Raw genomic sequence first — 19601 nt, 5'->3', positions numbered from 1 at the left:
TCGGGATGGTTTCAGACTCAGCACAGGCGTTGTTTCTCTCGCTCATCACGCATCAGGTCACGCCCTGGCAGTCTGTCTGCCACGCCCCGGCGATGCCAGGCTTTGGTGCGAAGGAGGTGAGTGCACTGCTGTTTTCTGGCGTGCTGCAACCGATGTGGTGGTGCTGTCGTGGACCGGGGCCGGTCGCCCCCCGCAAAAAGAATTCACTCAGCTGGATGGTCGCGCTGGTCAATGACCCGACGCCTGCGGCGGCGCAGCTTTGGCTGCCCGCTGCGGCATTACGGATCCCGCGTGTCACAGGAGAGCGTCAGCGAGAGGCGCTGGACAGATTTTTACTGCGTTGTTTTCAGGACTTTGCTTCAGCGGATGAACTCTACAAGAAAGGCGGGTAGGCGGATGAAAAAGAGAAGAACATTTCTGATGTATGCAGGGGTACTTATGCTGCTGAGCGGCTGCAGTACCAGCAAAGATACGATGTTACCCCCGGGTGACAGTACCATGCTGGAGTTGTGGAATGATGGTGCATCAACGACGCACGCGACCGGGGAAGGACGCACTACACTTCGCCGAACGCTCAACGATCGCGAACGCACCGCGTCAACGCAGGTGGCTGAAAGTTACAGCCGAACGCAGGAAAATGAAATACAGCAGACGTTTCCACGCCTGCCCAATCCGGACATGGTGATGTACGTGTACCCGCACATCGCCGATGGCAATGCGCCGGTGCCGGGATACAGCACGGTGTTTCCGTTCTACAGCCAGATCCAATATGCCCTGCCGGGCGAACGCACGGGAGAGTTGTAATGTTTTCACTGTTTCGTCGTCAACCCGATACCTCAGACGTACAGCTTAGTGGCAACGGACCCTTCGCGGTTGAGGGGCATGAGCCGTTCAGCCGTGAGGGGCGGTTCACCCACAGCGATGAGGCCAGAGCCTATGGCCTACAGCCGTCGATTATTGATTATATGCCCTGGGGCGAATATCTCCCGGAGGGGCGCTGCCTGCTTCTCGATGACGGCGTGTCCGTCGGCGCCGTGTTTGAGGTGATCCCGGTGGGCACGGAGGGGCGTCCGGCCGAACGTCTGGAAGAAATCCGCGACGTAGTGGAGGATGCGCTGCAGGACAGCCTCCCGGAGCTCGACGGGAATCAGTGGGTGGTGCAGTTTTACTGTCAGGATGAAACTGACGTGACGGCCTATATGGATAAGCTGCGGGGCTATGTCAAACCCTGGGCACAGGGGACGCCGTTTACCCGCGCCTGGCTGGCCGAAACTGAACGACATATGCAAAGTATTTCAGTAGAAAAGGGGCTTTTTGAGGACAAGATTGTCACCGGCGCGCCCTGGCGTGGTCAGACCCGCCGCACGCGCATGGTTATTTATCGATATGTCGAGAAGAATGCCCGTGATCCGCTGCCGCCGGCCGTCCTGCTTAATCAGGTGTGTGACCGGCTGACCTCGGCGCTGGCCGGTGCCGGCATTCGCTGTGAGCGACAAAACGGGGAGCAGATCCACAGCTGGCTGCTGCGCTGGTTTAATCCGAGTCCACAGTGGGTGGCGCCCGAGGTGCTCTACCGCGCCGCACGGCACGACGACGGTGAACCGGACAGCCTGCCTATTCTGAATGATTTCAGCGAAACCCTGTGGTTTACGCGCCCGCGCAGCGATGCCGAGCGGGGCGTGTGGTGGTTTGATAACGTCGCTCATAAGGCCGTGCCGGTTGAGCGTTTACGCCGCGCGCCGCAAACGGGCCATCTGACCGGCGAAGTGCGGCGGGGGGAGAACATCAATACCCTGATGGACCTGATGCCGGAGGGTACCATGATCGCTATGACGCTGATTGTACAGCCTCAGGACGTGCTGGAAGAAGAGTTCAGCCGCCTTGGCCGTAACGCTATGGGGGAAAATATTGAATCCACCCGCGCCCGTGAAGATGCAAAAAAAGCACGTGAATACCTGGGCGACCAGCATAAACTGTACCGGTCTGCGCTGACGTTTCTTCTGCGCGCGCCCGACCTTAACAGCCTCGATAAGCGTTATCTCGATATCAGTGCCAAACTGCTCAATGCCGGGCTGCAGCCGGTAAATCCTGAGCACGATGTGGCTCCGCTGAACGGATATCTGCGTGCCATGCCGATGTGCTTTAACCCGTCGGTGGATAAAAACCATTGGTACAGCCGGCTGACGTTTGTGCAGCATTTTGCCTGCCTGTTGCCGGTTTTTGGCCGCGATACCGGCACCGGTAATCCGGGGTTTTCCTTCTTCAACCGCGGCGGCGCTCCGCTGACCTTCGATCCGATGAACAAAGATGACCGCACGCAGAACGCGCACCTGTTGCTGTTCGGTCCAACCGGCTCAGGTAAATCGGCCACGCTTTGTGCTTCGCTGTCTCAGCTGATGGCGGTACACCGTTCCCGGTTATTCCTGCTGGAGGCGGGAAACTCGTTTGGGTTGTTTGCAGATTATTGTGAGTCGCTGGGGCTGACCGTCAATAAAATCAGTGTGAAGCCGGGGAAAGGTGTCTCGCTGGCCCCCTTCGCCGATGCCCATCTGTTGCTCCAGGCCTCACCCGATGAGCTGGTCATTGATGAGTCAGCCCTGCCAGAGCTTGATGCCGGCACGGGCGATGAGGAAGACGATGAAAAACGTGACATCCTGGGGGAAATGGAAATTGCGGCGCGTCTGATGGTAACCGGCGGGGAGGCGGCCGAGGAGGCCCGCATGACGCGGGCCGATCGCGGGATGTTGCGTGAAGCTATCCTCGCGGCGGCGCGCACATCCTTTAATGAGAACCGGCAAATGTTGCCTGAGGATCTGATGCATGCGCTGGAAAATATTGCACGCGATAACTCAAAAGATGCCGACGGCCGCGAACGCAGAACGGCCAGCCGGCGGGCACGTGCCGAAGAAATGTCAGAAGCACTGCGGATGTTCACTGAAGGCTTTGAGGGAGAGCTGTTTAACCGGCCAGGTACGCCGTGGCCGGAGGCGGACGTCACACTGATTGATTTGGGAACGCTTGCCAGGGAAGGTTATGAAGCGCAGATGGCGGTGGCGGTCATTGCCCTGGTCAATACGGTGAACAACATTGCCGAACGTGATCAGTATCTTGACCGCGAAATCAATATGGTGATTGATGAGGCCCATATCGTGACCACAAACCCTCTGCTGTCGCCTTACATGACCAAGGTGGTGAAAATGTGGCGTAAGCTCGGTGCCTGGCTGTGGCTGGCCACCCAGAACCTCGCGGACTACCCGGACACGGCGGAAAAAATGCTCAACATGGCTGAATGGTGGCTGTGTCTGACCATGCCGCCGGATGAAGTGGAGCAAATTTCACGCTTTAAAAAGCTCACGGTGGAGCAAAAAGCCATGCTGTTGTCGGCGACCAAACTCCCGCGTTGCTATACCGAAGGTGTGGTCCTGGCCAAAAGGGTAGAGGCACTGTTCCGGGCGGTGCCGCCCAGCCTGTACCTGGCACTCGGGATGACAGAGAAAGAAGAAAAAGCGGAGCGGCGCGCACTGATGAATGAATACCACTGTAGTGAACTGGAAGCGGCGTTCCACGTTGCCCGAAAGCTCGATAAGGCCCGGGGAATACTCACTGAAGCGAGGGCGGTATGAGACGACTGGGAATGTTACCACCTGCCGTAGTCAATGATAATGAAGTGAGTCTGGCCGTCATGTTTGATGTGCCACCGCAGGGAGAGGCCCGTATCGGTGTTACTGATCATGGTCAGCTTATGACGCTCTGCGACCATATCCGAAAGCGCCTGCAGTCTACGGCCTTTCTCTCGATGCGGCCGCACCGGGTGGGCTCGCTCAACTGTGTCTCCGTACACCTGAAAGATAAGGCAGGGGCCACTCTGGATTTATTGATCACCATTACGGGTAGCACTGTCTGGCCAGATGATAATGAGTATGTACGGGGAGCCAGATGGTATATCAATGTTGCGGATGCCACTGACATGATGTGGTTGCTGAAATCACTGGATGTGTTGACGATCAAAGAAGGATAAATAGGGAAACTGGCGACGGCTGCTCAAATCTTTTGTGCAGACGACGCCAGTTGAACAAGCCGCAGGCGCGTTAGCTATATTAGCTCAGACTTGACCTGACACAACTACGGCACAAGCCAAAGCTAATCTGACAGGCAGGTCTGTGCCAGTTACGGACATTGCTCACGCATTTGTCACTTAATAATATGGGAGCAGTTACCTTACTTGATTATTTTTGCAGCTTCTAATATATCCACTCAGGGATTTTTTTTAACGTCTGTAGGATGAATATTATTGGTCTAAAACCAGGTCCTAAACGAATTGCTGATTCGACAGGAAAGCCCGATCAGTGCCAGCGGGATAATAAAAAAATCCCGTTAATAATCCGAGGGTTAAACCCTGTAAACCTAAAGAAAAATAACAAACTCAGGGCACAGATGATTTATGTGCCCTGACATCCCATCAGCCGGATAACTGCGAGTTTCCCTTCCAATAAAGTCTGTCGCGGTGATCATGGGGATCATTACGATGGCATCCCAAAAAAATCAACCAGCCGTAATCATTCTTAACAACTGCAGCCTCAGGCAGCACAAGCACACTGCTTGTTTGCATCAGGCTATACAGCCAGCATCTCTGTAAAAACATACCAGACTGAAGCTTACAGGCCCCACTGCATGCGTTTCATGTATTCTGCTGTTAAGCAGTTTACGGGCAGGGAACAGCTCACCCCCGCCCCGACAGCCGCCAGCATACCGTTTGCCGTCAGGGTTAATTCGAATGAACCGGCAGGTCCTGCCGTACCTGGCCGGATATGTGCTGGTTTTGTCGTTGCGTTATTTCAAGAATATCGTGCATCCACACCGGTAATGACTCACAGAGCCGGTAGTAAACCCATTTTCCGTTGCGGCGGTCGGTCAGAACGCCGGCGCCTTTCAGCATGGCGAGATTACGGGATATTGCCGGCTGGGAGCTATCCAGCGACGCGCAGATGTGGCATACGCACAGCTCACCGGACTCCCTCAGGAGGAGAAGGATATTCAGGCGACTCTCGTCTGAAAGCAGCCGGTAAAAGGCAGATGGTGGGATCATATTGTCAGGCCGGTAGTCAGATTTGATAAAAATTAAAACATATCATGCCTTCTGTCGCCAGACATCAAACCGCCCGGGATAAGTCCTTTCCGGAATTGAAATTCTGAGTTCAGGCAATGGAAAAAATACCATAAAACTGACTGTCATTCACCCGAAGTCCAGTTTTTAGGCAAGGCGGCTGAACGAACTGAAAACATTTATTCTGGTGCAGAATAAATTAATTAGCATGATGCTCTGTGCGGAAAGACAAAATTATTAGCCGGATTTATGCTATTTCTCAGTCATCTGTATTCACCAAGATTTAATGTTATTTAAAATCAATTATATATACAATACATTACGTTCTTTGACAATAATTTGCGCGGGGTGGTATAAGTAAGTCGAAACTATCCAGCGGGTTATCATCCGCTAACACATAAAACATTCGCCATATGTTATATAACTTCGCGCAGGTGAACGGATGAATGTATTGCTTGTTTCCATCTTTGAAGGCGGCTACCAGCCGATAACCATCTCTACGGCCTACCAGGCGCTGGCAGGGGAAGCCGCTGTCACTAACATTGACGTCCTGGATACCTACGTACACGGGCCGGATGAATCAAAAATCAGAGGGCGGGATCTCATTTTTATTTCACTGCCGCTGTTCGATGCGGTGATGCCGGGGGTTGAGTTGCTCGCAACCATAAAACGCCTGAATCCGGCCACAAAAGTGTGTTTCTATGGCCAGCATGCCACCATTCATGCGACCCGACTGACAGAGAAAGGAGCGGATTTCTGTATCCTCGGCGACTGGGAGTTAACCATGAAATCCCTGATTAACGCCCTTTTTACCGGCGCCCGCATATCATTGCCCGGCGTTATGAATCAAGGCGATCTCACTGAACCGGCGCCCTTTTTTTCCAAAAAAGGTTTCAGTGTGCCCAACCGGAAAATCCTCCCTTCACTGGATAAATATCCCAATAAGCAGCTAAACAAGCTGCTCGGAAAAGATGTTACTGTCGGGTCAACAGAACTGGCAAGGGGATGTAAGCATAAATGCCTGTACTGCTCGGTCTACGCCGCTTATGACGGTCGGGTGATAAAAATTCCCGCTGACATTATCATCGACGATGTCAAAAACATGGTCGACGGAGGCATGACGCACCTGACCTTTATTGATGCAGACTGGTTCAGTACCCGGCATTACGGAATAGAAATTCTCACCGATCTTCACAAAATCCACCCTGAACTGACATTCGATATTACGACCCGGGTGGATCACATTATTGAAAATGAAAGTCGCATGGCGCTTCTGAGGGATCTGAACGTAAGGATTATTACTTCCGCGCTGGAGTTCCCCAGCGACAATGTCCTGAGGATATTCAACAAGCAGGTCACCGTCCGTGATACGGAGAAGGCCATCCGCATAATGAAGAGCTCCGGCATCATGCTGAACCCCACATTCATTATGTATAACCCTTGGGCGGGACTCAGGGACATGGAGCATTTCCAGGAGTGGATAGACGGCGTCAACCTGCGTGACGATATTGACCCCATTCAGTTTGAAACCCGCCTGTCGCTCTATAAAGGCTCGCCCCTGCTTCTTTCGGATGACATAAAAAATGTCAGCCTCACTGAATACGATTTCCACTATGACTGGTCCCACAACGATCCGTGGGTTGATGAGCTTTACGCTGCAAGTGTCACCCCGGCTGAAGAAGGCGTGTTCAAGCGCTGCTGTCTCAAATGCTGACAGGATAATCAACATGTTTATTAATGAATTTTCAAAGCTGACTGCCTTTGCGCAGGAAAAATCCACTCTGGAAGCTGGCACGCTGGGCCTGATCAAAATGGCCGTGCTGCTGGCAATGGACAAACCGGAAGAGGCAAAAGCACTGATGCTTGAATATAAAAACGCCGGAGGCGGGCAGGATAACATTGATGCCGTCTTTGCCATTATCGCCAGCGTAAAGCTTTCGTATATCTACAGTGAAACCGTCAAGAATGAGAAGCCTTCGGGTTCTTCTTCGTGCTGTTCATAAGGGGGTGAGAATGGAACACGGTTATGTTGTTCTTATTGGAAGCAGAGACCCTGAGCAGGAAACGCGCATCATCAGAAAGCACGGTTACAGGGTGCTGCTGATCAATACCCGTATATCCCTGAAAGAACTCTGCTTTGTGGACAGAGCCATTGAGGCAGACCTCAATGACAGTGACGGTATTACCAATCAGATAGCTGCTCTCCTGCAGGACGGCATGCACCTGGTTTCTGTTCTTACGCTGAATGAGTACCGTACCGAGCTGGCAGCGAAAATCGCAACCCTGGCGGGTACCTGCTTTCTGTCTGAACAGGCGGCGGCCATCTGCAGAAACAAATCCAGCGTCAGAAACGCGCTCCGGGGAACGCCGCTCGACACCGTGCCTTACGTTGTGAATGAAAACATTCGCGCGCTGCTCAGTGACACCGAAGGTATGGATTTTCCGGTAGTGGCCAAACCGGAAAATGATGCCGGCAGTAACCACGTCTACATCTGCCGGAACACAGAGGAGCTCTGGGACGCGGTCAGCATCATCGGTAATCTGAAAAAGAACCATGTCCTTCAGGCGATGGGAGGCCGGACGCTGATTGAACGGTATCTGGAGGGCCGGGAGTTCAGCGTGGAAGCATTATCTGACATGTCATCCACGCGCGTTATTGCCGTTACTGAAAAGTTTACTCAGGGCAGTGTTGAAAAAGCTCACCTGGTACCGGCACGCATAAGTCCGGAAGAGCGGAACGCCATAAAATCTTTTGTTTCTTCCCTTCACAAACAGCTGGACATCCGGCATGCCGTTACGCATACCGAAATCAAGCTGCACGAAGGTGTGCCCGGCCTGATAGAAATTAACGGCCGGATCGGAGGAGACAATATTGCCGATCTCGTCCGGCTCACCACCGGGCTGGATTTGTTCGAGGCCGCGCTGCTTCTGTCGCTGGGGCATTCCGTGGATGACGTTCTTACCGCACTGGGCTGTGTCACAGAAAGCCCGGCATCGGCCATGAGTATCTTTCTGTTTGCCGCTGAAGACGGGTATGTCCGTTATAAGTCCTGCCCTTATCCGGTGCAGCGGGCTTTTCCGGCGGGTTCTTTCGTCACCCGGACGACCAGCAACTACACCCGACTGGGTTCGTACATTATCTCCAGTGCATCCTCTTTAGATCCGCTTGAAAGGATTACCGAGTCAGATGAATACTTCACCGTTGAATGCTGTCAGTGAATCCACCCGCGATAATCGCAGGATGCAACTGCTCCTCTGCACAGCTGTTTTTCTGCTTGTCAGCGGAACCGGGATTATTGCCCCGTTGCTGGCTCCGTATGCCGGCACCATGGGTATATCAACCTATGCGATCGGCTTCCTTTTCAGCGGCTTTTACATTGTCAGGCTGATAATCGGCACGCCCGTAGGGTTTTTCTCAGAAAAATACGGGGCGAGAACGACGCTTATCGTCTCTCTTGTGGTCTATCCCTTTGTCTCGCTAACCTATTTTTTTGCCGGTGATGCCGTTACCCTTCTCGGCGCCCGCCTGTTGCACGGTATCGCCTCCGCCATGATGTTGCCCATGGCCATGGCTTACATGGGTAATATCAGCCTCAGGGGAAGGGAAGGATATTACATCGGCATACTCAATACGGTTATCCTGTCCGCCGGCGCGTTCGGTCCGGTAGCGGGCGGTTTCATAGCCCAGTACTGGGGCTTTCGTACAGCCTTTTCGTGTCTTTTCTTTCTCTCACTTATCTCCCTGCTGGTTGTGATCCTGCTGCCACACGAGCACCCGACGCAGAATACGTCACAGAGCAGAGCGACACCGGACAGTGCACGGCAGACAAGCGTCACCCTGACCCGCGGCGTCATTGTGCTGGCACTGTTCAATACCGTCATTGCCGTCTTTGATATTTTCATCATTTCCTTCTTCCCTCTGTATGCGCTGAAGATGAATCTGTCTCCCTCCGTTCTGGGAACCCTTATTGCCGTAAACAGCCTCATCATGGCTGGGCTTCAGATCCCCTTCGGGCGACTCGTCGATCGGCACTCCAGGCAAACTTGTATCCTTATCTCGGTCGTCAGCATGTCGGCAAGTCTTCTGCTCACCCCGGTGATTAGCGGATACGCGGCTTGGGCTGGGCTCTGCTTCTTTGTCTGCACGACTGCCGTCAGTGTGGCGCTGTGCATGGCTGGCGTGTCGGCTTTGTCTGTGGAAACCGGTAAGAAGAACGGTATGGGCAGGATCATGGGTTTCCTGGGTTCTGCCAGCAGTTTTGGTATGGTGATCGGCCCGATGCTGAACGCATTTCTCGTCGATCGCGTGTCTTATAACTCCATCTTTTATGTCACCGCCGCCCTGTGGCTGCTCACAGGCGCTGTATTTGTTTGCGTAACCAGAGGCTCTCATCATGACCACCACTAACTGCTGTGCCCCGGCAAAAGCGCCGGCGCTGAATCCCATCAGGGAGTTTTACAATCAGGCTGCCCTCGGGGGATCGGGATATTCTCAGGGAACGGATAAGTTTTCTCCCGGCGCCCCCACGGAAAGCATCCTCCGCTACATTGCGGCCCGGCAGCCATCAACCATCCTGGATATCGGCTGCGGGATGGGGACCACTCTTTTCGACGCCGCGCCAGTTCTGCATCAGCCGGAGAAAATAATCGGCATCGACTTTAGCGACAATATGATCAAGCTGGCCCGTCAGAGAAAAGCTGAAACGGACGCCCCCTTCACGGAGAAAATGGCATTTTTCGTTGCAGATGCTCAGGATCTCCCCTTCATGGATAACGCTTTTGATTTCATTTACAGCGAATGTGTCCTCAACCTGGTGCCGGACAGGAATAAGGTTCTGCAGGAGATTCATCGCGTCCTGTCACCAGGCGGCATTTTCATTTACACGGACTTTGTTGCGTACGAAACCGTTCCGCAAAACATCCGTGAAAACATCAACCTTATGAGCGGATGCCGCGCAGGCAGCCTGCTACTGAGTGAAAACCTCACCTCTCTTGAGCAGAATGAATTTACCTCTTTCGTGGTGGAAAACCATACGGATGATAAAAACCTGCGTTACGCCCAGATGCTTGAAAACAGCGAAGAATATAAAAAGCAGTATTTTGAGCTGCAGGAAAAAGAGCCGGAGGCTTCATCATTTATTGAACACAAACTGGGTTATTACCTTGTGAGCAGTCTCAAAAAATAAGGTGGCCACAATGAAAAAAGTAAAAATATTACTGCTGAGTGGATTTCTGGGGGCCGGAAAGACCACGACGGCCCTTAGGCTGATTTCACATGTTGAAAGAAAAGGACTGTCCGCAGTATACATTGCCAATGACCAGGGAAGCCTGCTGATTGATACCGAAATGGGTGAAGGTAAGGGCATAGTGACCAGGCAGGTCGGGAACGGGTGTTTTTGCTGCCGATTTGAAGATCTGATAGAAGCGGTACAGGGCCTGATTGCAGAAAAACAACCGGACGTCATTATTGCAGAAGCCGTGGGCAGCTGTACGGATCTGGTTTCAACGGTCATCAGGCCGCTTAAAAAGTACTACGGCGCTCAGTTGGAAGTGCTGCCTTTTCCGGTGGTGCTGGACGGCAACCGCTACGCTGATATGCAGCGCCTGCTTGGAACCCGTCTGAACTACCTTTTTACAAAGCAGATAGAAGATGCGCAGATAATTGGCCTCTCCAAGTCAGACAGTATTCCTGACGACGACCGGGCAGCGTTTATTGCGGCGTTGCATCAGCAATATCCGGCCAAGCCGGTTATAACATATTCCTCGCAGACCGGTGACGGCATCGCTGAATTTGCCGATGCGCTCATCTTCACGCCTCAGCTGTCTGCAGATACCCTCACGCCTCTGGAGATTGATTATGAAACCTACGGGGCCGCTGAAGCCGATATGGCGTGGGTGGATATAAGCCTGGACCTGACGGCCAATGACCGGCTTATTGCGCCTGATGTCTGGATCCGGACCTGTCTTGAGAATCTGAGATCTGCCCCCTCACTCAGTAACCGGGTGATTGGTCATATTAAAATAGCACTGGGTAACGGCGTGACACTCACAAAAGCAAGCCTGGTCGACATACATAAAGAAATCCAGTTTGATGAGCGTTGCTGCGATCCGGCAGAAGCCTGTGTTGCACTCATCAATGCCCGCGCTGAAGGGCAGCCGGCTGAAATTTATGCGATCGTGGAGGCGGCGGTCAAACATACGGCCTCACTGACAGAATCGCAGGTCATCTTCCGGGAACATAATGCGTTCAGTCCCGGTATGCCGACACCCGTTCACCGCATCCTTCAGGACTGACCCATGAAGACTTTATGCAATTGTAAATCCCGTGATGTGCTTTCGGAATGTCTCGGTACATTCATGCTGGTTATGATTGGTGTCGGTTCCATTTCTGTCAATGAAATCAGCGAGGTAATTGGCAATTTCGGTATAGCGCTCAGTTTTGGTCTGGCCGTTTACTTTTGCATAAATTTGTTCTCGGCCAGCAGCGGGGCACACCTGAATCCAGTGGTCACCATGATTTTTTATCTAATCAGGGCCTGCTCTCTGCGCTCGGCAATGAGCTACGTCCTGGCTCAACTGCTGGGCGCAAGTGCTGCAGCCTTGTGCCTGAAGGCCGTGTTTGGTCATGCGCTGCTGGCAGGCGTAACCCGGGTTCATATGGACGTATCCCTATATAACGCGTTCTTCATTGAGGGGATCATGACGTTTTTTTTAATCATGAGCATCCTGACAACACGGAATGCCGCCATCATCAGCATTGCGGTCTTTCTGGATGCCTTTATCGGCGGCCCTCTAACCGGTGCTAGCATGAATCCCGCCAGAAGTTTCGGCCCGGCTTTCGCCATGGGGTACTGGGATAACCAGTGGCTGTACTGGTGCGCTCCGCTGTGCGGCGGTCTGGCAGCCGTCTTCTGCAGTCAGTTCATAATGCAGAATCCCAAGGCCATCTCCGTAGAATAATGTTAATACCCTGGATGCCTCCGCTCAGCGGAGGCTTGTTCAGTAACAGACCGCACGACTTCTGCGTTCAAAAATCAGAACATCGCGCCATACGCCATTCATTTCCCCAACCTTTTCCCTGCAGCCAACCTCCCTGAATCCCAGGCCGAGATGCAGGGAAATGCTTGCCTTATTTTCCGGAAATATGCCGGCCAATATGGTCCAGAACCCGGCCTTTTCTGATCCTCTGATGAGCTCCGAGAGCAGCGCTTTGCCCACTCCGCAACCCTGATAGCCGGAACCGACATAAATGCTCAGCTCAGCAACGCCGCGGTATGCATTCCGGCGGGAATAGAGAGATAATGCAGCCCATCCCGCCACACTGTTCTCAACACAGGCAACATAACGGCATTCCCTGATATGACCGCTGTCCCATTCCTGCCATTCCGGTGGTACCATCTGGAAGGTGGCATTGCCGGTAGCAATCCCCTCCTGATAAATCTCCCTGACTGGATTCCAGTCTTCATCGTTCATCTTTCTTATGCTGACTTTTGCCATCTTAACTGTTCCGTATCTAAGGTTATATTAAGTAGCCGACAGAAATGGCGCCTGCCACGGATTTTGGGAGGCGAACCGGGCAGCGTACCCGGGCAGTGCTGCCACCCTGTCGTATTACGTGAACCGCACCTCTACTTTGGCCGATTCATATGCATTTATCCATACATATAATTGCTAATCTTTTTCTTTACCCTCAGACCATCTTCTGACTGAACAGGAGTTAATATGTCACTGCTACCCCCTTATGTTTTTCCAGGCTCTTGCTGAGGAAACCCGTCTGGCTCTGATCCTCCTGCTGTGTGAAAAAGGCGAACTTTGCGTTTGTGAGCTCTCCGCTATCCTGCAGAAATCCCAGCTAAAAATGTTCCGTCATCTTGCCCTGCTGAAAGAAAGGGGCATCCTGCATGACCGGTGCTAGGGGAAGTGGATCCATTATCGCCTTTCCCCGCATATGCCGGCCTGGGCGGCAGCCTTTATTGAGTAGGCTTACCCTTGTCAGCGGGATGCGCTTCTGCAACTGACCCGTCAGGCTGAACGGGATAACGCAACCACCAACGGCAACCCTATCTGTGTCTAAAAATCTTGCGCTTACATATTCGTTTTATCGAATGTTATAGCTATTGCATGACATCGTTTTTAACCGGTTATTGTATTTCAAAGGAGCAGTTGTATTTAAAGTCAATGAGTGCTGGTCAGTTTATCACCCATTCACTGTTATCTCGGAGCATCGCATTCAGGATCGTGATTAGCTTTCTCATGCAGGCTGTTAATGCGACCTTTTTCACTTTCCTCTGGGCTACCAACTGATCATAAAAGGCTTTTATCCGCACGTTGCTTCGTGCTGCCGATAATATTGCCATGTATAACGCAGTTCGAACCGCCGAACGTCCATCCCAGATCGTTCGTTTACCTTTCAATGTTCCGCTTTCACGTGTGAGTTCAACGGGTCGATGCAACGTCATCCTTAATCAAGGGGGTGTTGCCATGAAACGAAGAACGCGGATTCACTACACGCCAGAACAGAAAGCCATTATCTGGGACAGATATAAACAAGGTGATTCCTTGCATGATATCGCCAGAATGTTCGACAGATACCATTCTTCCATCATGCCCAGTATCCGCCAGACTGGTGGATACTGCCCCCCTTGTCCGAAAGCGGCACCGGTTAGCTCTTTCGCTTGATGAAAGAGAGGAGATATCCAGAGGACTGGTAGCAAAACGTAGCATCAGGGACATCACTGACAAATTATCAAGAGTCCTCTCAACAGTTAGCCGCGAGATCAAGATGCATGGGGGCAAAATAATACCGTGCAGCAAAAGCGGATACTGCTGCGTGGGAAAGTGTTCTGAGACCAAAACTTTGCAAGCTAATTGAAAGCCCCACATTGTGTAAAATCATTGCAGAGAAGATGCATCAGGACTGGTCGCCGGAACAAATTGCTGGTTGGCTGAAACGTTGTTATCCGGATAATCAGGAAATGCATGTGTCACACGAAACGATTTATAAAACGCTTTTTATACAAAACCGGGGAACATTAAAAAAGAACTACAGCAATGCCTCAAACCAGACTGTCAGATTAAGTCTGAGCTAATACACGTTAGCTCATGTTACAGATTACCTTTATTATTTTCCGCCATCTCATGCAGACTGGGAGGCGAAAATGCAAAGCGCAATCTCCCCGGACTGGAAGCCATACCTGCGGCAGGGGGAAACACGCTGGGTAATTGAGCGGAATGCCGCCGCAGTGGGTTTTACGGGATATTTTCATGCGGAATTGAAATACCTGAAGTGGCGTGCAGAGCAGGAGGCTGACGAGCAGACCGGATAAATTTTCGTAGTCAGATATTGAGTTGTTTACTGACGTGAACAGCGTATCGACGCACCTTAGGCGGGTTATCCGCTTAAGGAGTGTTCTCCATGAAAAAACTCATCAGCTGTTTGTCGGCACTGTGCCTGTCTGCCAGTGCCTGCGCCGGCACCGTCATTTATACTGACAGTTCGAACCCCGTTAGTTCCCCCTCTCCAGATATTCCTGTGGTGTACCTCGATGCGCCCGAGCATGTTCAAACGGATATCTTTGGCATCCTCCCCGCAAATCCCGCCCTGGCTGAAAAACAGGCCCGGGATGTTCTCAACTCACCTGCGTTCTCATCGCAACAACAGCAATTGACCAGCGCCTATCAGGGGGTGATGAAAGCCTGGTCACTGGGGCTGACCAAATACCCTGCGGTCGTGTTTGACGATAAATGGGTGGTTTACGGTACTACGGACGTCAGTGTGGCCATGCACCATTTGGCGGACTGGCGAGGGGAAAACCAATGATATTTTCCTCACCCCGTTCCCGCCGGCTGCTGCTGGCCACGTTGTTGACCGGCAGTGGGCTGTGTGCGGCCAGCGTCAACACCGCCAGCCTGATTTCCAGTGCAGCCAGCGTCTCCTGTATCGGCTGGAAGGTGAAGGGGATCTGCTACTGGCTCCTCTGTACGCCTTTTGGCTGTTCTGTCAAAACGTCCGTGAAGGTTGAACATTTCATCCCGGAAGCTGTGGTGTCAGCCTATTCCGGCCCCGGCGATAATCCCTGGACGGAAATATCCGCTGTCAGCGGTGCGGCCGGCAGCGGAGAAAGCGGCGTCATCGGTTCTCTGAGCGGCGTCAGCGCGGGCGGGGGACAACAAGAAATGAAGGCTCCCGGGCTACGTAAACAAAATCTACATTTTCATTATGCCGATGCCTATGGCCATCCGGCCACCACGCTTATCGGGGGACAAATAGCCGGGTACTCCTGCAAGTCCGCCGCCACGCCTTTTGTTCCTTATTTTGTCAGTTCGCTCGATGCGCTGGTCTGGCGAAGCGGCCTGCCGGAAGGCCTGTACCCGGAAGCCCTTATTCCCGGACAACGTGAGCTGGGCAGTCAGGCAGGTGCCAATATGTGGGGAAACATCTATCCGCGCAGCGGTTTTGTCACCCAGGAAGACGGGTATAAGTCCGCAGCCGTCGTCGCCCAGCGCGTGGCCGATGTCATCACCCGGACCGGCCAGTTGCACGTCTACCAGCCGCTGGTAGGCCAGAAATCCCCTGGCTACTGGCCACCTGCACCGGTGAAAGAGAATACCGGTACCCAAAACCATAAGTGGCAACGTCTTTCTCCGACGCTCTCGACCACCTGTGCGGTCTTCCCCGACACTGGCGCGACGGTTTCTCAGGACGGTAATTATGCCTGGGCACTCTGGCAACCTTACAGCTGCTGTAAACGCCGCGGTCAGACCTTCCTTTCCAGCACTGATTTTTCGTGAGACTCACACTATGACAATGCTAAAAAATGTCCCTCTCGCTCTCCCGTTGACGTTGCTGGTGATGTTAGCCGGCGGCACACCCAATGCATACGCCGAGGTCACTACCTCTCCCAGCGGCGCTTCTGCCAACGGAGCCATCAGTGACGGCCTGTTTTATTCCATTGGCGGAGGCTCGGTCATCTCGCCACCCGCTTCCCGAAACAGCATGACGCGTCTGGGCATGAACGCTGGCATGAGCAGCGACCTGATGTGCGGAAATTTTGACCTGAAAACGACGGTAGGTAATCAGCTTAACGGTGTGACCAGCGGCTTTAAGGATCTGATGGGCACCGTGATTCAGGGGGCGACCGGTGCGGTCTCCAGTATGCCGGCGATGATTATCCAGCGCGCCAATCCCGGGCTGTACGAAATGCTGACCAACGGCGTGTTGCAGGCCGGACTGAGTTTTGACAAGGCCAAACTCAACTGCCAGAACATGGCCAATAAAATGGCCGATTATACGATGGGGAACAAGTGGACGCAGGCGGCCGTCACCGAGGAGTACAAGGATATTGTCGCCTCCAGCGACGGTGATGCCGTCAGCAGCGACCAGAAACTGCAGAAGGCGACGGGTGAGGACGGTGCGACATGGATCGGGGGACAGAAACGCGGCGGTAAAGGGCAGCCAGCCATTAAACCGACGCATGACCTGGCTAAAGCCGGTTACAACATGATGAACAACCTGCCTGTGACCAGCAACAACAACGTAGGCGCTTCAAGCTGTAACGGCTCGGTTTGCCAGCGTTATCCGAATTCAGAAGCTGCCGCAGCAGCGGTCGTAAAAGTACTGGGAGATCGTTCTATCCGCACCTGCCGCGATGCCAGTGTATGCAACAGCGGTGGGGGCGAGAATGCAGCCGGCAGCACGGTTGCCGGCACGGGGTTTGCACCAATACTTGAGGATACGACCAAAGAGAACCTGGATGAACTGACGAAACTCGTTGGCGGCTCAGATGCGCCGACGGCGGATAATCTGGCCAAGCTTAAAACGGGTAGTCTGGTGGTAACGCGCGGGGTTATTCAGTCCCTGAAAGACGACCCGGACAACGCGGCGCTGGTACAGCGCCTCGCCGGCGAACTGGCCATGTCTGACACAGTGGAACAGGCGTTGACCATGCGACGCATGCTGACTACCGGCCAGTCTGAACCCAATGCGGCCGACCAGCCGGAAGCGCTGGCTGAGGGGGACCGTCGCGTTGATGCGCTCGACCGGGAGCTGGCCGCGCTGAGTAACGAAATGGCATTGAGAAAGTCCATCAGCAATAACAGTCTGCTCACAACCCTGGAACGTCAAGGGGTACGCAATCAGGACAGCCGCCTGCAGCAGCACAGCGGAAGTCAGGATCAGGGATTCAATAACATGAGCCAGAAATCAGGAGCACAATAATGACGATACCCGTCTCCCCTCAGCGTCGTTTTGGCCGTACGCGCCGTTTCGTGCTGACTTTTCTGGTTATCCTCGCGCTGACTGTGGGGCTTTTCTTCATTGCCTCAGTGTTGTTTGAAGCCGATCCGGATGGGCATAAGGTGCGCGACTGGCTGAGTGCAAGCCGGTACGGACTGTTTGTTTGGCGGCTGACAATTTATACCGGGCTTTGCTGGGCCTGGTTTTATGTTGTGCGACCGCAGGTTGTGAAGAAATCTCCGGGTCAATCACTTCATCGCCTTGAGTGGATGGCGGCAGGTTTTATTATCGTTATCGAATTCGCCGCCTGGCGTTCCGTACTGGCATAAGGAGGCGTCATGACGGCCAACAGTTTTCTGGAGTACTTCCTGGTGTTGTTCGGCTGGATGCTGAATAACGCCCTGTGGAACATCCTTATTAGTACGGGACTTTTCGCGCTGCCTCTGGTTTTCAAGGTCCTGGGTATCTGGTTGAAGGTGCGAGAAGAAGGCGCCGATGAGGGGAATAAAGGTGTTCTTGCACTGCCGCGGGTTGAGCACGCGCTCTACGTATCATTTTGCGTGATGCTGTTCTGTTGCATTCCGCTGTTGCCGGTCGATATCAGCACCATTAAATTCGACACTTCACGGGCGAAACAGTGCGGCGTAAGCGTATCTACGCCCCAGAACTCCGGTTACAAGGGGCTGGTTAACGACTTTGACGGCAAGACGGCAGAAGTCCCGGTCTGGTGGTATCTCTTGCATATGATATCCAAGGGCATCACCCAGGCGATGATTGCCTCGATCCCCTGCGGAGACCAGCTCCGCCAGATGCGCTTTGACGTGCAAAACACCAAAATTCGCGACCCTATAGTGCTGCAGGAAGTGCAGGATTTTGCAGATCAGTGCTATTCCCGTTCTTACTTCAAGCTTAAAAACAGCAACAGCCAGCTGAGTGACGCAACAATCAATTCAGTAGGGTGGATAGGCAGCAGCTACTTTCTCAATACCAGTGGTTACTATGATTATTACACATCGACCAGCCCGCGCAGCCAGTGGCCGTATGACAATGCCCGGGACAGCGGCTATCCGGATGTGGGAAAAGGTGGATATCCTACCTGTAAACAGTGGTGGTCTGACGGCACTAATGGCCTGAAGGCCCGGGTGCTGGCCAATATGGATGAGTCGACTAAGGCAGAGCTACAGCGGAAATTTAGCAAGGATCAGTGGGAGGAGATGGCACTGCGCTGGCTGGTGAGTCCGCGCAACGTTGGGCTTTCAGGCAGCGGTGAGACTTATGCTACTGGCAGCAGTGATGTGGGTTCAGGCCTGGCATTTAACGTGACCCGCCTCGTGTCGACAATTGGTGTGGGAATTAAGCAGGCGGAAGCGTTGCCGGGGTTTGATGCACTAAAGCAGGCATTGCCAATGATACAAGCTCTGTTGGAGATGATGATTATAATTGTCATTCCGGTGCTGATGATGTTCAGCGCCTATGAACCTAAGACGGTAGTGACCATTTCGTTTGCGCTGTTTGCACTGATATTCATTACATTTTGGTGGGAACTGGCGGGCTGGCTCGATGACAGGATGATTACCATTTTGTATGACAGCATGTCCGCGCAGGGCATTTCGAACAGCAGTGTGCCTTTTGCAGAATTTACCAGCTCAACCGCTGATGGTTGGATCATGAACCTTGTGTTGGGGAGCATGTACGTTGTATTTCCAGCATTTTGGGTCGGCACCCTTGGCTGGGCTGGAGCGAAGATTGGTAGTGTAGTTGATTCAGCTGTAAGTGCTGGGTCTAAAATGCCACAACAGGCAGGAAGCGAAGGGGGGAAACTTGCTGTAGATGCTGCTAAAACTGCGGTTAAAAAAGGGGGGTAGTTATTAATTTTATGTTGAAGAGCCAGCAAGAAATTTTGGCTCTTCAATCATAGAGTTTCACTCCATTTTCATAATATCCGTAACCTTGAGAACCATTCTGCCAACCATCGCTATTCGGCAAACCATCATCAATATTTGAATTTCTGGTTGGTATAACACTTACGACTACGGCCGCAGCCATTACACTTCCAATGACTACATCAACAGAACCTAAAAGCAGATTGCGACCTAATTCTTTGTAATCAGATTTCTTCATTGTGAATTTTGCCCGCTTCCTGGTGCAAATTTCTTGCAAGTCTTTCGGATCAAAACCTTTCGAATTCATGCTCTTTATGCTCTGGTTATAAATCACGCATATTCAAAATATCATGGCCGGCGAATAGACTCAAGTCAGTGC

Annotated in this window: 20 protein-coding genes and 3 pseudogenes; 19 read left to right on the top strand and 4 right to left on the bottom strand. The window is 52.7% G+C overall.

All coding sequences use genetic code 11. From position 1 onward, the window contains the following. The first annotated feature begins 5 nt into the window (after positions 1-5). Genes ACL2XJ_RS03235 through ACL2XJ_RS03220 form a run of 4 tightly spaced genes read left to right on the top strand, consistent with a single transcriptional unit; the run spans position 6 to position 4018 of the window. Positions 6-392 carry a hypothetical protein gene (locus ACL2XJ_RS03235; protein ID WP_187514505.1) on the top strand — a complete coding sequence of 129 codons (387 nt, stop codon included), beginning with the start codon at positions 6-8 and terminating at the stop codon, positions 390-392. Positions 393-396: 4 nt separating this feature from the next. Next, positions 397-804, top strand: a complete 408-nt coding sequence (locus ACL2XJ_RS03230) for a TIGR03751 family conjugal transfer lipoprotein (protein ID WP_187514504.1) — start codon at positions 397-399, stop codon at positions 802-804. Further along, positions 804-3623, top strand: coding sequence for a conjugative transfer ATPase (locus tag ACL2XJ_RS03225; protein WP_187514503.1), 2820 nt, complete (start codon positions 804-806; stop codon positions 3621-3623). Before ACL2XJ_RS03230 ends, ACL2XJ_RS03225 begins: the two co-directional genes overlap by 1 nt. Then, positions 3620-4018: a hypothetical protein gene (locus tag ACL2XJ_RS03220; RefSeq protein ID WP_187514502.1), complete on the top strand. Its 399-nt coding sequence runs from the start codon at positions 3620-3622 to the stop codon at positions 4016-4018. The genes ACL2XJ_RS03225 and ACL2XJ_RS03220 overlap by 4 nt, the downstream gene beginning before the upstream one ends. A 747-nt stretch (positions 4019-4765) precedes the next feature. Here the strand turns inward: ACL2XJ_RS03220 and ACL2XJ_RS03215 are convergent. Further along, on the bottom strand, positions 4766-5086 hold the full coding sequence (locus ACL2XJ_RS03215; protein ID WP_187514501.1) for a metalloregulator ArsR/SmtB family transcription factor: 321 nt from the start codon (positions 5084-5086) through the stop codon (positions 4766-4768). A gap of 460 nt (positions 5087-5546) precedes the next feature. Between ACL2XJ_RS03215 and arsL the strand changes: the two genes are divergently transcribed. The 7 genes from arsL to ACL2XJ_RS03180 are packed head-to-tail and all read left to right on the top strand — an operon-like array spanning position 5547 to position 12064. After that, entirely contained in the window at positions 5547-6818 is a 1272-nt protein-coding gene (gene arsL / locus ACL2XJ_RS03210; RefSeq protein WP_187514500.1) for an arsinothricin biosynthesis radical SAM protein ArsL, read from the top strand. A 13-nt stretch (positions 6819-6831) separates the two neighbouring features. Beyond that, entirely contained in the window at positions 6832-7107 is a 276-nt protein-coding gene (locus tag ACL2XJ_RS03205; protein ID WP_187514499.1) for a hypothetical protein, read from the top strand. Between the two features lie 10 nt (positions 7108-7117). After that, positions 7118-8323 carry an ATP-grasp domain-containing protein gene (locus ACL2XJ_RS03200; RefSeq protein ID WP_187514498.1) on the top strand — a complete coding sequence of 402 codons (1206 nt, stop codon included), beginning with the start codon at positions 7118-7120 and terminating at the stop codon, positions 8321-8323. Next, positions 8292-9512 (top strand): MFS transporter, encoded by a 1221-nt coding sequence (locus ACL2XJ_RS03195; protein WP_187514497.1) that lies wholly within the window; start codon positions 8292-8294, stop codon positions 9510-9512. The genes ACL2XJ_RS03200 and ACL2XJ_RS03195 overlap by 32 nt, the downstream gene beginning before the upstream one ends. After that, on the top strand, positions 9499-10290 hold the full coding sequence (arsM, locus tag ACL2XJ_RS03190) for a putative arsinothricin biosynthesis methyltransferase ArsM (protein WP_187514496.1): 792 nt from the start codon (positions 9499-9501) through the stop codon (positions 10288-10290). Before ACL2XJ_RS03195 ends, arsM begins: the two co-directional genes overlap by 14 nt. 10 nt (positions 10291-10300) lie before the next feature. Continuing rightward, entirely contained in the window at positions 10301-11398 is a 1098-nt protein-coding gene (locus tag ACL2XJ_RS03185) for a GTP-binding protein (protein ID WP_413725601.1), read from the top strand. Between the two features lie 3 nt (positions 11399-11401). Continuing rightward, positions 11402-12064 carry an aquaporin gene (locus tag ACL2XJ_RS03180; protein WP_187514494.1) on the top strand — a complete coding sequence of 221 codons (663 nt, stop codon included), beginning with the start codon at positions 11402-11404 and terminating at the stop codon, positions 12062-12064. 39 nt (positions 12065-12103) lie between these two features. On the opposite strand, the gene ACL2XJ_RS03175 is transcribed toward ACL2XJ_RS03180, so the two are convergent. Next, entirely contained in the window at positions 12104-12601 is a 498-nt protein-coding gene (locus ACL2XJ_RS03175; RefSeq protein WP_187514493.1) for a GNAT family N-acetyltransferase, read from the bottom strand. Between the two features lie 244 nt (positions 12602-12845). Between ACL2XJ_RS03175 and ACL2XJ_RS03170 the strand changes: the two are divergent. Continuing rightward, positions 12846-13178, top strand: a pseudogene (locus ACL2XJ_RS03170) (metalloregulator ArsR/SmtB family transcription factor). A 115-nt stretch (positions 13179-13293) separates the two neighbouring features. Here the strand turns inward: ACL2XJ_RS03170 and ACL2XJ_RS03165 are convergent. Next, positions 13294-13539: pseudogene (locus ACL2XJ_RS03165) on the bottom strand (transposase); the annotation flags it as partial. Between the two features lie 46 nt (positions 13540-13585). Here ACL2XJ_RS03165 and ACL2XJ_RS03160 point away from each other — a divergent pair. The 7 genes and pseudogenes from ACL2XJ_RS03160 to ACL2XJ_RS03130 all read left to right on the top strand — a co-directional run. Continuing rightward, a pseudogene (locus ACL2XJ_RS03160) lies at positions 13586-14165 on the top strand (transposase); the annotation flags it as partial. Between the two features lie 97 nt (positions 14166-14262). Then, positions 14263-14430: a hypothetical protein gene (locus ACL2XJ_RS03155; RefSeq protein ID WP_187514491.1), complete on the top strand. Its 168-nt coding sequence runs from the start codon at positions 14263-14265 to the stop codon at positions 14428-14430. Positions 14431-14519: 89 nt separating this feature from the next. Next, positions 14520-14924: a TIGR03757 family integrating conjugative element protein gene (locus ACL2XJ_RS03150; RefSeq protein ID WP_187514490.1), complete on the top strand. Its 405-nt coding sequence runs from the start codon at positions 14520-14522 to the stop codon at positions 14922-14924. Continuing rightward, positions 14921-15895: a TIGR03756 family integrating conjugative element protein gene (locus tag ACL2XJ_RS03145; protein WP_187514489.1), complete on the top strand. Its 975-nt coding sequence runs from the start codon at positions 14921-14923 to the stop codon at positions 15893-15895. Before ACL2XJ_RS03150 ends, ACL2XJ_RS03145 begins: the two co-directional genes overlap by 4 nt. 61 nt (positions 15896-15956) lie before the next feature. Continuing rightward, a complete protein-coding gene (locus tag ACL2XJ_RS03140; RefSeq protein WP_187514551.1) occupies positions 15957-17321 on the top strand; it encodes an integrating conjugative element protein in 1365 nt (454 codons plus the stop codon). Next, complete coding sequence (locus ACL2XJ_RS03135) at positions 17321-17668, top strand: hypothetical protein (protein ID WP_187514488.1); 348 nt, start codon at positions 17321-17323, stop codon at positions 17666-17668. Before ACL2XJ_RS03140 ends, ACL2XJ_RS03135 begins: the two co-directional genes overlap by 1 nt. Positions 17669-17677: 9 nt before the next feature. Next, complete coding sequence (locus tag ACL2XJ_RS03130; protein ID WP_187514487.1) at positions 17678-19204, top strand: conjugal transfer protein TraG N-terminal domain-containing protein; 1527 nt, start codon at positions 17678-17680, stop codon at positions 19202-19204. Between the two features lie 43 nt (positions 19205-19247). Here the strand turns inward: ACL2XJ_RS03130 and ACL2XJ_RS03125 are convergent, their stop codons facing one another. Next, positions 19248-19529, bottom strand: a complete 282-nt coding sequence (locus ACL2XJ_RS03125; protein WP_187514486.1) for a hypothetical protein — start codon at positions 19527-19529, stop codon at positions 19248-19250. Between the last annotated feature and the right edge of the window lie 72 nt (positions 19530-19601).

The sequence above is a fragment of the Sodalis sp. RH16 genome, assembly GCF_047324245.1.
Classification (GTDB): domain Bacteria; phylum Pseudomonadota; class Gammaproteobacteria; order Enterobacterales; family Enterobacteriaceae; genus Acerihabitans; species Acerihabitans ligni.
This window is presented reverse-complemented; position numbering and strand designations above follow the sequence as displayed.

Excerpts from the sequence above, each read along its gene's own strand:
- ACL2XJ_RS03235 (WP_187514505.1), top strand. The coding sequence starts at position 6 with ATGGTTTCAGACTCAGCACAGGCGTTGTTTCTCTCGCTCATCACGCAT.
- ACL2XJ_RS03230 (WP_187514504.1), top strand. The coding sequence starts at position 397 with ATGAAAAAGAGAAGAACATTTCTGATGTATGCAGGGGTACTTATGCTG.
- ACL2XJ_RS03225 (WP_187514503.1), top strand. The coding sequence starts at position 804 with ATGTTTTCACTGTTTCGTCGTCAACCCGATACCTCAGACGTACAGCTT.
- ACL2XJ_RS03220 (WP_187514502.1), top strand. The coding sequence starts at position 3,620 with ATGAGACGACTGGGAATGTTACCACCTGCCGTAGTCAATGATAATGAA.
- ACL2XJ_RS03215 (WP_187514501.1), bottom strand. The coding sequence starts at position 5,086 with ATGATCCCACCATCTGCCTTTTACCGGCTGCTTTCAGACGAGAGTCGC.
- arsL (WP_187514500.1), top strand. The coding sequence starts at position 5,547 with ATGAATGTATTGCTTGTTTCCATCTTTGAAGGCGGCTACCAGCCGATA.
- ACL2XJ_RS03205 (WP_187514499.1), top strand. The coding sequence starts at position 6,832 with ATGTTTATTAATGAATTTTCAAAGCTGACTGCCTTTGCGCAGGAAAAA.
- ACL2XJ_RS03200 (WP_187514498.1), top strand. The coding sequence starts at position 7,118 with ATGGAACACGGTTATGTTGTTCTTATTGGAAGCAGAGACCCTGAGCAG.
- ACL2XJ_RS03195 (WP_187514497.1), top strand. The coding sequence starts at position 8,292 with ATGAATACTTCACCGTTGAATGCTGTCAGTGAATCCACCCGCGATAAT.
- arsM (WP_187514496.1), top strand. The coding sequence starts at position 9,499 with ATGACCACCACTAACTGCTGTGCCCCGGCAAAAGCGCCGGCGCTGAAT.
- ACL2XJ_RS03185 (WP_413725601.1), top strand. The coding sequence starts at position 10,301 with ATGAAAAAAGTAAAAATATTACTGCTGAGTGGATTTCTGGGGGCCGGA.
- ACL2XJ_RS03180 (WP_187514494.1), top strand. The coding sequence starts at position 11,402 with ATGAAGACTTTATGCAATTGTAAATCCCGTGATGTGCTTTCGGAATGT.
- ACL2XJ_RS03175 (WP_187514493.1), bottom strand. The coding sequence starts at position 12,601 with ATGGCAAAAGTCAGCATAAGAAAGATGAACGATGAAGACTGGAATCCA.
- ACL2XJ_RS03155 (WP_187514491.1), top strand. The coding sequence starts at position 14,263 with ATGCAAAGCGCAATCTCCCCGGACTGGAAGCCATACCTGCGGCAGGGG.
- ACL2XJ_RS03150 (WP_187514490.1), top strand. The coding sequence starts at position 14,520 with ATGAAAAAACTCATCAGCTGTTTGTCGGCACTGTGCCTGTCTGCCAGT.
- ACL2XJ_RS03145 (WP_187514489.1), top strand. The coding sequence starts at position 14,921 with ATGATATTTTCCTCACCCCGTTCCCGCCGGCTGCTGCTGGCCACGTTG.
- ACL2XJ_RS03140 (WP_187514551.1), top strand. The coding sequence starts at position 15,957 with ATGTTAGCCGGCGGCACACCCAATGCATACGCCGAGGTCACTACCTCT.
- ACL2XJ_RS03135 (WP_187514488.1), top strand. The coding sequence starts at position 17,321 with ATGACGATACCCGTCTCCCCTCAGCGTCGTTTTGGCCGTACGCGCCGT.
- ACL2XJ_RS03130 (WP_187514487.1), top strand. The coding sequence starts at position 17,678 with ATGACGGCCAACAGTTTTCTGGAGTACTTCCTGGTGTTGTTCGGCTGG.
- ACL2XJ_RS03125 (WP_187514486.1), bottom strand. The coding sequence starts at position 19,529 with ATGAATTCGAAAGGTTTTGATCCGAAAGACTTGCAAGAAATTTGCACC.